This is a genomic window from Streptococcus sp. zg-86, assembly GCF_017639855.1.
GTDB lineage: Bacteria > Bacillota > Bacilli > Lactobacillales > Streptococcaceae > Streptococcus > Streptococcus zhangguiae.
Genome location: NZ_CP072115.1, coordinates 1,054,430 through 1,068,078 on the forward strand (window position 1 = coordinate 1,054,430; position 13,649 = coordinate 1,068,078).

At 40.4% G+C, this 13,649-nt stretch carries 12 protein-coding genes and 1 pseudogene; all 13 read right to left on the minus strand.

Translation table 11 applies throughout. The features are described from left to right. Window positions 1-188 precede the first annotated feature (188 nt). Complete coding sequence (locus J5M87_RS05065; protein ID WP_154607926.1) at window positions 189-1,664, minus strand: helix-turn-helix domain-containing protein; 1,476 nt, start codon at window positions 1,662-1,664, stop codon at window positions 189-191. After that, entirely contained in the window at window positions 1,654-2,994 is a 1,341-nt protein-coding gene (locus tag J5M87_RS05070) for an FAD-dependent oxidoreductase (protein ID WP_154607927.1), read from the minus strand. Before J5M87_RS05070 ends, J5M87_RS05065 begins: the two co-directional genes overlap by 11 nt. Before the next feature lie 916 nt (window positions 2,995-3,910). After that, on the minus strand, window positions 3,911-5,656 hold the full coding sequence (locus J5M87_RS05075) for an ABC transporter ATP-binding protein (protein ID WP_154607928.1): 1,746 nt from the start codon (window positions 5,654-5,656) through the stop codon (window positions 3,911-3,913). A gap of 1 nt (window position 5,657) precedes the next feature. Further along, entirely contained in the window at window positions 5,658-7,391 is a 1,734-nt protein-coding gene (locus J5M87_RS05080; RefSeq protein WP_154607929.1) for an ABC transporter ATP-binding protein, read from the minus strand. A 93-nt stretch (window positions 7,392-7,484) separates the two neighbouring features. Continuing rightward, window positions 7,485-9,221, minus strand: coding sequence for an ABC transporter ATP-binding protein (locus J5M87_RS05085; protein WP_154607930.1), 1,737 nt, complete (start codon window positions 9,219-9,221; stop codon window positions 7,485-7,487). A gap of 73 nt (window positions 9,222-9,294) precedes the next feature. Next, entirely contained in the window at window positions 9,295-9,687 is a 393-nt protein-coding gene (gene nmlR, locus J5M87_RS05090; protein WP_154607931.1) for a stress response transcriptional regulator NmlR, read from the minus strand. A 108-nt stretch (window positions 9,688-9,795) separates the two neighbouring features. Next, the gene (dapA, locus tag J5M87_RS05095) at window positions 9,796-10,677 is read right to left on the minus strand and encodes a 4-hydroxy-tetrahydrodipicolinate synthase (protein ID WP_154607932.1); all 882 of its coding nucleotides are present in this window, start codon (window positions 10,675-10,677) and stop codon (window positions 9,796-9,798) included. Between the two features lie 28 nt (window positions 10,678-10,705). Then, entirely contained in the window at window positions 10,706-11,782 is a 1,077-nt protein-coding gene (locus J5M87_RS05100; protein WP_154607933.1) for an aspartate-semialdehyde dehydrogenase, read from the minus strand. Between the two features lie 502 nt (window positions 11,783-12,284). Then, complete coding sequence (locus tag J5M87_RS05105) at window positions 12,285-12,506, minus strand: Imm59 family immunity protein (protein ID WP_154607934.1); 222 nt, start codon at window positions 12,504-12,506, stop codon at window positions 12,285-12,287. Window positions 12,507-12,517: 11 nt separating this feature from the next. Next, complete coding sequence (locus J5M87_RS09790) at window positions 12,518-12,697, minus strand: hypothetical protein (RefSeq protein WP_154607935.1); 180 nt, start codon at window positions 12,695-12,697, stop codon at window positions 12,518-12,520. A gap of 51 nt (window positions 12,698-12,748) precedes the next feature. Next, window positions 12,749-13,009, minus strand: a pseudogene (locus J5M87_RS09895) (glycohydrolase toxin TNT-related protein); the annotation flags it as partial. 44 nt (window positions 13,010-13,053) lie between these two features. Continuing rightward, entirely contained in the window at window positions 13,054-13,356 is a 303-nt protein-coding gene (locus J5M87_RS05115) for a hypothetical protein (protein ID WP_442802879.1), read from the minus strand. Between the two features lie 83 nt (window positions 13,357-13,439). After that, window positions 13,440-13,637 carry a hypothetical protein gene (locus J5M87_RS05120; protein ID WP_154607937.1) on the minus strand — a complete coding sequence of 66 codons (198 nt, stop codon included), beginning with the start codon at window positions 13,635-13,637 and terminating at the stop codon, window positions 13,440-13,442. Between the last annotated feature and the right edge of the window lie 12 nt (window positions 13,638-13,649).

A 13,649-nucleotide genomic window follows, 5' to 3' on the forward strand; every position in this document is an offset into this window, starting at 1 on the left:
GGAGACCTCCGTTTAATTTTTTGTTTTTTGAAAACGCTTCCGTTTTCTATCTATTCTTATTGTAAACTATTTTCTTCCTAAACCCCTATCAAAAAAATTCCTTTCCTGAAAATTTTTGATACGAAAAAACCAAGTTTGGATTCAATCCTACTTGGCTTCTTCTCTTTTATGCTGCTAAGCTAATCACCTTACCGGCTATCAATTGGAAAACTAGGCTCTTCTAATCGACTTCCTGCAACCTTTTCTTTTTCCAGTTGAATAGCCTGAATCATTTTCTTCAGGGTAATCAGGTCTTGCTCGTACAAGCCTTGGTGAAGATAATAAACAGACGGTGCTAAGCACTCTTGCCCCTCTGAAATCACTAGGTCATATACTTTATCTTCCATAAAAGGCTCAATCGTCACAGCATACTTGCGTTCAAATTCTTTTTGGAGCTGAAATAAGATTGGCTCTGCCAAAATGGGCGATTGATACGAAAGAAAGCCGATACGAACAAGAACCGGTCGTACTTGGTTAAGATAGGAAAAAAGAGAGGCCAATGGGTATACTTTCTCCTTACTCTGAAAGGCAACCGTTGGAAATTGCGGTTGATAAAATTGCTCAAGAACCTCGGACAAAAAGTCAGAAGCCCTAGCCACATATTCTTCCTGCTTGGTCGTCCAAACCTGCTCTTTTAGACATCCTTTGAAAAAATACAGACTACCTAATAACTGATTGAGATAGTAGAGAATTTTTTCATCAATTGGAAAATGTTGCCCCAACTCTTGACGAATAGTATGATAAGACCAAGTTGTTGCCTCCCGAATCGGACCACCAAATGCCAACATTCTCTCAAGCTTCTGCGGCGCTAAAATTGACTGGCTAAACAAGAAGGCAAAAAGGGACATCACCTCTCCTTCTCGCATCGTAGACGGTTGGTATTGATAGAGAGTTAGGGAAAATTGGCGTAATTCTTTGTACCATTTCTGCTCCATATAAGGTGTCATCAGCTGAATGGTTTCTCTGAAATCAACTTCCTGTAATCTCCCTCTTCTTTGTGAAATTCCTAGCCATAAAGCCAGTTGCAAGGCTTGAAAGGAATTGAAGTGCGAATCATAGAACCGCTCAAAAAGGGGAAGAAAACGAAAAGCAGGAACAAAGAGAGAATGATGTGTTACCTCATTTAACACCTTGGTATGTAAGAATAATTGATAGTAAAAATACCGAATTTGCAATTCGCTTCCTTTTAGTCTTCCATTACGAATACTGATTTGAAAATCCTGTAAAAGATGATTCAGTGCAGCCAATTGCCGATTCAAACTCGCCTCACTCATGAGTAAATGCTGGGCTAGAGCTTGAATGGAAAATTCCTCACGATCAAAAATATAGAGTAAAATCTGGTACTTGGTGCTAAATTGACAAAGATGAGCAAGCCAGTTCTCGTACACTAACTGGTTGGAGCGGGTATAGACGACTTCTTCCTCTTGAACTTTCAACGATACTCCTAGGTGTTCATCATGCGTTTCTGCTACAAAGGATTCGATATAGCGAATCAAGGTTGCCCGTGATAACTGGAGGTCTTGGCTTAATTCTTTTAATGGTAAACTGGATCGACTACTGCGCAAGCGCTGAACCAGAAAATAAATGGCTCTTTCTCGTTTTTCCAGAAGATCCTCAATCTGCATGACTTACCTCCTCTTTTTGGTGAAGGTATCGTTGACAGGCTTCGATGACAATCGGAACCAGATTGGTATAACGTGGCAAACAGAGCCAACTTTGCTCGACCATGTCCTGAGCTGTCATTCCATTTGAAATAGCCAAGGCCAAGGTATTCATCTGCTGAATGTGACGAGAAGTCGACAGGAGTTGACCGCCTAACAGTCGACCATCCGAGCGTTGGACAATCAATTTGAAGGTTAATTCTTCTGTCTCCCATTGACTATAGGGAGCTTTTATGAGGACGGAATCCACGTCTGTCCAAAGTTGAGCCTGCCTCTCCGTCAAACCAACACTTGTCATATTGTAGCCAAAGAGATGACTGGAAACAATGCGTTGAACTTCTTTTAGAGGACGCTTGGGAGACACTAAATTATAGGCCACCAGTCGACCGGTTAAAATCGCATGGTTAATCAGAGGAAGATAAGCCTGACCAAAAAAGGCAAATGGCAACTGAATCAAGTCGCCAATCGCAAAAATATGAGGCTGACTCGTTTGTAAATACTCATCTACTTGAATGGTCTGATCCGGATTGCAGTCTAAAACATCAGAAACCAAATCTGTATTGGGTTGGAAATTCGTTGCCAAGAGTAGGTAATCCGCTTCGTACTGACCTTTTAGGGTTTCAACACGAACCTTGCTCCCATCCTCTGTTAAGCAGATTGTTTCGACTGTTTCTCCTACATGAAGTTTCACATGGCGCCTTCTTAATTCAGCTTCAATGTCCAGCATCAATTCCTCATCGACATATTTGGCTAAGGGAGAAGTTTCAGCTTCAAAAAGTGTAACAGACAGCGGCAACTGACTCAAGGCTTCTACACTTTCTAAGCCAATTTGCCCTCCGCCAATGATGATGACAGACTGGGCTTTTTCGATTTTTCGCCAGCTCTCTTGGGCATCTGAAAAATACTTGGAAGACAAGATACGCTCTCCCAAGCCTTTATCTGGAAAGTCCCATACTTGTCTTGCCCCCATAGCTAAAATAAGGGCATCATAAACTTCTGTTGTCCTAGTTTTTGCCTGTCGAATGATAATGGACTGGTCTTCTGCATCTAGCTGAACCAGTTCTGCTCCCAAGCGAAAATCAATTGTCGTTTGCTTAATCTGATTCACCAATCCACTTTGTGCTTCTGCAGCTGTCTTCATTTCTCCCTTCAACTGCCAATTTAAGACATTTGGAAAGTAACCGACCTCTTCTTCCTTATCAATTAATAAAATATCAGCATCTGGATATAATTGATGACATTCCAAGGCAGCACTCATTCCTGCAAAAGATGCACCTACGATTATGATTTTCATACCATTTCCTCCATTTTCCTTATTATATCATAAATGATGAAAGGGATTACAATGTATCAATCGTCTGGGAGTGAGACAAACCTTGATGAGCACGTCGCGCTCACCCACAAAATAATGTAATCTGGAAGATTACGTCAGCTTGAAGAAAAAGTCTACCATCCTTATGTGCTTTCGGACATCAGCGATTTCCTTCGGAGTAAAATAATCCAGTGGATTATTTTAGCCCGAGCCCAGAAACAAAGGAGCGAGGATAATCGATTTCAACGAAATCACGACTTCTGTCTCACTCCCACTTTTAGCACGGCGATGGTGGCGGTATTATGCTCGCTACGCTCGCAAATTTTCTAACCTTGAAACTACAGAAATTTAAATATTGTTGTACTGTTTTTCTGAATTGTGAGGTTTGTCTATATTCTGATGTAATCTGGAAGATTACGTATAAAAATCCCTGACCTTATCACCTTTGTAGATTTATACTCTATAAAAATCAAAATCTGACTAGGCAACGAAATCGTAGCTAGAACTGAAGTTCAGCAAGGTGAGTTAACGACGTCAGACTTTGATTTTTGACGAGTATTAACAGTTTAACGCATATCAACAGCTAGGGAAGAGACGATTGATGCCTGAGATTGGAAATCAAAAAACGAGGACTGTCTGGTTTGTACTACTCTATAAAAAAAGGAATGTTTCCAGAAACCGATGAGATTTCGGGGAAGCATTCGTTTTTTTTTTTTTTTGATAGGAATGGTATATTTTAAGAACCTGTATACACAAGTGAAGTACTTTTATGTAAGAAACTGTTTTTCGCTAATTAAGGCTGTTTTTTGAGGGAATACGGACTGTATTTTGAAAAAAACGAACAATGAGTAGCTTAAAAATAGCCTTAGATAGAAGTGCTGAACTGTGAATACAGGTTCTAAGATTGCTCCAGCATCCCTGCCTGCAATTGATACATCTTATGGTAGGTCCCAGCTTTTGCCAGTAATTCCTCGTGCCTACCACTTTCGATAATCTTGCCCTTATCCAGCACATAGATACAGTTGGCATCTTGGATAGTGGACAAGCGGTGGGCAACCGCAATCGTTGTCCGACCTTGTCGCATCTTCTCAAGCGAATGTTGGACAATCTGCTCTGTTTCCGAGTCAATGTTGGCTGTTGCTTCATCCAAAATCAAAATCTTTGGTTTACTTGCAACTGTCCGAGCAAAGGCTAGCAATTGCCGTTGACCAGTAGAAAAACTACTACCGCGCTCTGCAACAGGGGCTTGGTATTTACCAGGTAATTTCTGGATAAATTGATCTGCATCAACAAATTCTGCCGCAAATTGTACTTCTTCATCTGAAAGATTTTGGTGCATTTTGATATTGGACTCAATCGTTCCATGATAAAGGAAGGGATCTTGCAAGACCAGCCCAATTTTCTTGCGCAATTCAGCCTGTGAAAATTGGCGAATGTCTTGACCATCAATCAAGACCTGACCAGACTGAAATTCATAAAAGCGCATTAAGACATTGATAATGGAAGATTTTCCAGAACCCGTAGCACCAACAAAGGCAATCGTCTCCCCTTCCTTCACTTGAAAGGAAATACCATCCAAAATCTGTCGCTTACCATCATAAGAAAAGGATACATCACGAAATTCGATGATTCCTCGTTTAATCTGAGCAGAACTATTTTCTTGCTTCGGCTCAAAATTCCTTTCATCAATTAAGTCAAAGACACGCCCTGCCGAAACCATAGAGGTTTGCAAGGTCGAAAAATTCTGTGTCACCTCAATCAAAGGATCAAACAGGCGATTGACATACTGGATAAAGGCATACATGAGCCCAGCTGAAATACCTGCCTCTAAGCCGTGAAAGCCAAAATAGGCCATCAAGAGCGCATAAGCTAGGAGTTTCAACAACGACATAGCAGGTCGCAAAAACAAACTATCCAAGGCCATCGAACGATTGGCATAGACAACATGCTCTTGATTGATTGCCTCAAACTCAGCCTTCAAGCGTTCTTCCTGACCAAAGGCTTGAACAATCCGAATCCCTTCAATACTTTCAGCCAATTTACTGTTGATGTCACTCAAAAGACTTCTGGTCTTTGTAATAACGGCAACGGATTTTTTCCGATAGAGATTGACCAAAAGAAAAATGAGGGGAAGCAAGAGTGCCACTAAAGCAGTCAGACGAATATCCAGCATCAGCATGGTATAAAGGGTGACGCTAAAAATAAAAATAGCTGAAATAAAACTCGATAAAATCCCAGAAAACATCTCCGAAATGGCTTCTGTATCATTGGTAATCCGTGAGACAATCGAGCCAGCAGGCGTGCGGTCAAAATAAGACATCCCCAAGCGCTCCATATTCGAAAACGCATCCCTGCGAATATCACGGACAATACTATAAGAGACCTTGGCAAAAAAGAGATTGCCAAAATATTGAATCACTGTCTGCAAGACATACATCATGTAATAGCCTACCAAGAGTAAGACCGCAGTTTGATTAACATTGCTTAAATAATGGTCAATAAAATGAGAGGCAATCAGAGGAATACTATTTTTCACAACCGTTGTCAATAACAGTAAACCCAAAGCCAAAGTTGTTAGCCACTTATAGGGCTTCAGATAGGACAAGAGTCGTTTCAAAACCATCCATTGATTTGGCTTTTTCATATCAAATCTCCTCCATTTCTAACTGCTGAGAAGCATAGGTCTGGGCATACCAACCACCTTGATTCAGTAAATCCTCATGGCGACCACGCTCAATAATCTGTCCATTTTGCATCACCAAGATCAAATCTGCATGGACAACGGCTGACAAACGATGAGCTGAGATAATCGTCGTTTTAGCCTGTCTAGTTTCTTTAAGCTTTTCGATGATGGCATGCTCCGTTTTGGCATCAACAGCTGATAACGAATCATCCAAGATCAAAATATCTGGATCTAAAATCATGGCCCGACTCATGGCAAGCCGCTGCTTTTGACCGCCTGATAAAGACACACCTTTTTCACCAATCAGGGTAGAAAAACCGTCGGGCATGGCGACAATATCCTCATACACTTGGGAGAGTTTAGTTGCCGCTTCGACTTCTGCTAGCGAAAGAGAAGGATTGCCAAAGCGAACATTTTCCAAAATCGTCGTCGCAAATAAGAATTGATCTTGCGGTACATAACCAATTAAACTTCGAAGGTCAGACAAACGATAATCACGTAAATCATGACCATTTAAGGTAATCCTTCCCTGATTAACATCTTGCTCACGTAATAACAATTTAATCAAGGTTGACTTACCAGAACCTGTTTGGCCTACTAAGCCCAAGGTCTGTCCTTTTTCTAGCACAAAGTGAATAGCCGATAAGGTTTGGTCATCTTCGTAGCTGAATTGGTCTACATCGTAGACCAGACGACCGTTTGCAATACGCTCAACAGGATTCTCTGGATTTTGAATATCCGATTCTTTATCTAACAGCTGTTGAATCCGCTCATAAGATACACTTCCTCGTTGCACCATATTCACCAAAAAACCAACTGCCATTAAGGGCCAGACTAACATATCTAGATAAGTCACAAAGGTTACCAAATCGCCAACTGTCACTTGTTTCTGGGCAATCATTAGCGCTCCTACTGCGAGGGTCAGTACATAGGAGGCACCAATAAAAAGCAAGACCAAGGGATCAAAAAGAGCATCGTAGGCCATTGTACGCATATTTCTGGTAAAGGTCATTTGATTGACCTCCTGAAAGGAAGCAATTTCCTCTTCCTGATAGCCAAAAGATTTGGTTACCTTGATTCCTGCCACACTTTCTTGCACCTTGTTGTTTAATTCCGAAAAAGCAGCCTGCGAATCCTTAAAGCTTTCATGCGTTTTACGTCCCAATCGACTTGTGGCTAATGCCATAAAAGGCAAGGGAAGCACCGCAATCAGGGTCATTTGCCAAGAAATAGTAAAAAACATGGTTATGAGAGTCACTAGAGCCGTAATCGAAGCATCAACTGCTGACATAACACCTCCTCCTGCCAACCGAGTCAAGGAGTTAATATCATTGGTCGCATGCGCCATTAAATCCCCTGTGCGATACTGTTGATAAAAAGAGGGTGACATCTTAGTAAAGTGTGAAAATAAGCGATAGCGAATGATTTGCCCCAATCGATAGGAAGTTCCTAAAATGTACATCCGCCAAACATAGCGTAAACCATACATGGCAAAAGCTGCCAGAATCAAATACAAGAGTTGGACAAGCAATTCTGATTTTTTCACATCTCCCCGTGTAATCGTATCAATCACCAATCCCATAATTTTCGGTGGAATTAAATTAAGAACAGCGACCAAACTCAGCGAAGCAATTCCGATGAGATAACGCCGTTTTTCCTCTTTAAAAAACCACCAGAGATTTTTTATAATAGACATCCTATTCCTTCCTTATACACATCATTTTAAGCATACGGTATCTATTATAGCATACATTTCATATTATGATTGTTTAGGAGACCATTGAAAGAACTAATATGAAATAGACAGTGTCAGTTGTTGCAAAGCATAGGTCTGGGCATACCAACCACCTTGATTTAGTAAGTCCTCATGGCGACCACGCTCAATAATCTGTCCATTTTGCATTACCAAGATCAAATCTGCATGGACAACGGCTGACAAACGATGAGCTGTGATAATCGTCGTTTTCGCCTGCCTAGTTTCTTTGAGGTTTTCGATAATGGCATGCTCCGTTTTGGCATCAACAGCTGATAACGCATCATCCAATATCAAAATATCTGGGTCTAAAATCATGGCCCGACTCATGGCAAGTCGCTGTTTTTGACCACCTGATAAAGACACCCCTTTTTCACCAATTAGGGTAGAAAAACCGTCGGGCATAGCGATGACATCCTCATACACTTGGGAGAGTTTGGTTGCCGCTTCGACTTCTGCTAGCGAAAGAGAAGGATTGCCAAAACGGACATTTTCTAAAATTGTCGTCGCAAATAAAAATGGCTCTTGTGGTACATAGCCGATCACATTTCGTAAATCAGACAAGCGATAATTACGAATATCAAAACCGTTAAGACAGATACTTCCTTTTGTTACATCATATTCTCTCAAGAGCAACTTGATTAAGCTGGTTTTACCTGATCCAATTTGCCCCACTAATCCCAAGGTCTGTCCTTTTTCCAAAACAAAGTGAACATCCGATAAGGTTACATCGTCTGCATAGCTGAACTGTTCTACATGATAGACTAGAGGACCATTTGCGATACTTTCAATAGGATTTTCTACTTCTGTAATCTCTGATTTTTGAGACAACACATTCCGAAGTCGCTCATAAGATACTCTCCCTCGTTGCACTAGATTGACTAGAAATCCTAGCGCCATTAAGGGCCAGACCAACATATCCAGATAAGACACAAAGGCTATCAAGTCTCCTATTGTTATCTGCCCTTGAGTCAACATCTTAGCACCTATCATCAATGTTAGGACATAAGATACTCCAATAAACAGCAAAGAAAGTGGATCAAGGAGAGATTGATGAGTCATCGTTTGCATTTTTTTGACGAAAGTCAGCTCATTGATCGTCTGAAAGTCAGCCAGTTCAGCTGCTTGATAGCCAAAAGACTTGCTGACCTTAATACCTGCCACACTTTCTTGAACCTTGTTCGTTAATTCAGAAAAGGCCAGCCGAGATTCTTTGACTGCGCCTTGAAGTTTATGGCCTAATTTAGTTGTTGCCAGAACCATAAAGGGCAAAGGTAGAACAGCCACCAAGGTCAGCTGCCATGAAATAGTCACCGACATTGTCAGCAAGGTAATAAACCCTGTCATTGTAGAATTGACTACTGTCAGAACACCTACACCTGCCAAACGAGTAAGGGCATTCATATCATTGGTGGCATGGGCCATCAAATCCCCTGTCCGATACTGTTGATAAAAAGACGGAGACATCTTGGTCAACTGTTCAAAGAAACGATACCGCATCACCTGCCCCAACCGATAGGATGTTCCTAAAAGATACATCCGCCATAGATAGCGCAGACCATACATCGCCAGTGCCACAAGGATTAGAAAGAAAAGCTGGGTAAGCAAGTCTCCTTTGTTTAACTGACTGTTGACAATTTTATCAATGACACCACCCATTATTTTAGGTGGAAGAACATTCAAGCAGGTCACTAGGACCAAAGAAGCAATTCCAATCAGATACCGCCTTTTTTCTTCCTTGAAAAACCACCAAAAATCTTTGATAACTGTCATGCTAGTCCTTTCTGTTCATGAAACATCCTATCTATAAAATGATAAAGAAACAACAAACGACAACCTATCTAAACTAGAATTCAGTTCTTTCAAATAAGCGTTTTTCCTTCTCCAACATGACTTTGTCATAATTATCAATCTTGTAATCTAATCTGCTGATAGCAGTTAGCAATTCGTCAGCTTTTTTCTGTAATTTCTCGCGCTCATCGATTAAAATAGCACGGCGTTTTTCTAAATGCTCATCGTCACCATCTTGACACAGACTGATATAATCAATCAAGCTCTCAACCGAAATCCCTGCACTCCGAAAACAACGGACAAATTCTAGTAGAGCCACATCCCGCTCACTAAAGTCACGAACGCCTGCAGCATTACGGTGAATAGCTGGTATCAATCCAATTCTTTCATAGTAGCGGATTGTATCGCTCGACAGGCCAGACAATTCACTCGCTTTCTTGATATTCATCTTCTCACCTCATTTCTTCTAGTCGTTTACACCCTAGAGTGGACTCTAGCTCAATCGAAAGAAGAAAACTCTAAAATGGATATTTCAGAGTTGACTATTTGTTATTTTCTATTTTTCCATAACAGCGATAATCGCCTTTGCTTCTTCTTTTGTACAAGCAACCAGTGGCAAACGAAGTGGTCCTACTTCAAATCCTTGGTGATTGAGAACAGCTTTTAGGGGAGCTGGACTTGTCGTTGAAAACAGAGCATCCACTTTCGGCAATAATTTCCGCTGAATCGCTGCCGCTCCTGCTACATCTCCCTTATCCAAGGCATCAAACATGGCATAAAAATCGTTTCCATTAGTATGAGCTGCTACGCTGATCACACCTTGCGCTCCTAGAGCCTTAGCATGGAATGCCTCCCCATCTTCACCCGTATAGACCAAGAAATCTTCAGGAGCATTCTCGACTAGATGGGAAATAGCAGCTACTCCTGTACAATCCTTAATCGCAATAATATTGGGATGTTGAGCCAATCGTAGAGAAGTTTCTACAGTCAAACCAGCTACTGTCCGCCCTGGGACATTATAGAGCATGATAGGTAAACTACTAGCATCTGCAATGGCCTTGTAATGCCGATACAAACCTTCTTGAGTTGGCTTGTTATAGTAAGGAGTTACCGCAAGCCCTGCAGCAAAACCTCCAAATTCTGCAACCTCACGTGCAAACTCAATCGAATCCCGTGTATCGTTGGTTCCAATCCCTGCAATCAAGGGTACACGACCCGCAACAATTCGCTGTACTTCTGCGAACAACTCCAACTCTTCCTCATGGGTTAAGGTCGGACTTTCTCCTGTCGTACCAGCTAAAATCAACCCTTCCGTATGGTGTGCAAGTAAATGCTCAATCAACTTAGGTAATGCCTTAAAGTTGATACTCCCATCCTCATGAAAAGGCGTCACAAGCGCCGTAATAATGCGTGCTTTTCTCAATTCTTCTACAGACATTGCTTTCCTCCTAAGTGATAAACTTGATTTATTTTAATTCAAAAACGATTTCTTCCGTTGGACGAACCAATCCACGTTCATGTAGGGTTTCAGCGATTTGAACAGAGTTCCACGCCGCCCCCTTCAATAAATTATCTGAAACAACCCACATATGAATTCCTTTTTCAGCATCCAAATCTTTACGGATACGACCGACAAAGGTCTCACGTTTTCCAACAGCATTGATGGCTTGTGGGTAAATCTGATGAGCCACATCATCTTCTAATACAGCACCTGGAAAGGCTGCAATTGCTGCTTTGACTTCCTCAATCGGTGCTACTTCTTTTGTTTCAATATAAACAGATTCTGAATGAGCCGATAAAACTGGAATACGCACACAAGTCGCAGAAACCGCAATGCTATCATCTTCCATAATTTTCTTGGTCTCGTTGGTCATTTTCATCTCTTCGTAGGTGTAATCATTGTCTGTAAAGACATCGATTTGTGGAAGAGCGTTAAATCCGATTGGGTAATGCTTCTTATCACCACCAGAAGGTAAGATATTCGCTTCGACATCTTTTGGTGCTACACCCTCATTTAAAACCGCACGAAGTTGTGCCTGTGTTTCTAGAATCGCTCCCATACCTGCTCCAGAAACAGCTTGGTAAGTTGATACGATAATACGATCCAAGCCCCATTTTTGACGAACAGGTTCTAAGGCTACCATCATTTGAATAGTAGAACAGTTTGGACAAGCAATAATCCCCTTATGAGCATCTAAGGCATGCGCATTGACTTCCGGCACTACTAATGGTACAGCAGGATTTTGACGGAAATAGGAGGTATTGTCCACCACAACTGCTCCGGCTTTTACGGCATAGGGTGCATACTTAGCTGATGTAGAACCGCCTGCTGAGAAAAGGGCAATATCGACACCTTCAAAGGCATCTTCAGTTGTCTCTTCAATCGTCACATCTTGTCCTTTGAACTGCAAGACCTTACCAGCTGAACGAGCAGACGCCAAATACCGTACCTTATCAATCGGCAAGGTTGACTCTTCCAACATCTGAATCATCTGTGCACCAACTGCACCAGTTGCACCAACAACAGCTACTGTATATCCCATAAACTACCTCTTTTTTCGAATTTTCTAAAAATTTATCTACGCTTGCTATTATACACTTTTTTTCAGTAAATGAAAAGATGTTTACGGTAAAAAGATGAGAAAGCAGCAACAAAAAAAGACTAAGATTTCTCCTAGTCTAAGGGCACTTTCGTGTGATAAGCAGGTTCACACAACTTATCAAGGTCCGCTCCTGCGTTTTGACCTCCCTAGCGTGAAAGTGGCTACAGCCACATTCGGCTCATCGCATAGTTCTATTATAGCAGATTTTACCGCCAATGCAAGTCCGAAAATTTGCTCTGGTAACTCCGCATGGTTATTGTTATCTATGTTATAATAACCATCTTTATAAACTTGAGGGCATGGTTCCACTGACAAAGTGATTAATCTGGAAAAAAGTTAAATGAAACAAGCTCTTGTTCTGAAATAGTATAAATATATACCTTATCAGCTTACCTTTGAACATATTCTAATCCAAGAGAAACCATATCGGACTGAATTTCCATTATAATCGTGCTCTATAAATTAAGTTTTCTAAAGCTTCACTTAATGAATTAAATGTTTCAACAATTCCTAAAATTGCAGCTCTTTCATCTGTCCCATATACATTATGGAATTCTTCTTTTTGCTCAATAACCATTTCATTTTCCTCTACTGGATGACTATTGAACCAATTAACTTTTAAATTTTCATTTTTAATAATTTCTAATGCTTCTTGTTTTGTCATGATATACTCCTTTATTTTATTTTTCTTAATAAACCTAATTGTTGAAGCTTATCAACAGATAGTGGCATTTCAGTCTGTATCCCTCTACCAATCGCTCCAAATCCAGGAGCAATTTCTCCCTGATAAGTGCGTAAATTATTTAAGTTTCCTCCATAATATTTTTGTACATCTCTATAAATCTTCTCTTTCAATTCTATATCAATCGTATTATCAATATAAGATTTTAGATCACTAAAATCTCCAATAACCTCATATTGATAATATTTAGAAGTGTCTTCAACATATGGAAGAGAACGTTGTTCATAAGTAAACGGTACCCCATCTCTAACTGGTGAAGTATACCTCCCATCTTCCGGACCATATCTATCAAAGATCTCCCCAACCTTAGGAATATACTCTTCTTTTATAGCGACCCCTGTCTCATCTAAAATATAACCTCCATTTGGAACTTGCTCCCAATCAATTTTCCCTTTTGGCGTGAGTACACTTGCATCTTTTGGAATTTGATATTCTGCAGGCCATGTACCCGTTTCTTTAAACTCCTTTGCTAATCAGGACTATAATCATATTGAAATGCACCATTGATATATTTGCCATCATCAACACCTTTTACTGTCTCTATAACATTAGAAGATTTTATATTTCCATTAGTGTCAAATAGTAAATTAGTATCTTCTAGTATACTTGTTGTAAAATTACCAGCCTCACCACGTCCTATTGTTCCATACTGTTCAAATGCCCTCTGAATATCTTGAGAGTTTACAATAGAAGAAGCTCTCGTTTCTAAATAAGGCTTCTTCAACTTAGAAATAAATTCGTCTAAGTATTGGTAGTTTTTGCTTACATACATTTTATAAAAATCTACTTTTGTAGCGACTGCACCCTCTCTTACAGCTTGTTCTTTTTCTTTTTTTGTTGGTGCCAGTTCCCTGTTTAAGCCTTCGCAACAATATCATATGCAGCTCTTTCGTCCTTTCTATATGAATCATAGTCAGACTTAGAAATAGACTTTTGGAAACACCCTCCATAAGCATCTTCCCATTCAACAACAATGCACTCACAATCTAAAAAATATATGTAAAAACGCATATGAGTATTTACATTTTCCTCTATCAATTTTAATTTACTCATCACTCCATAACT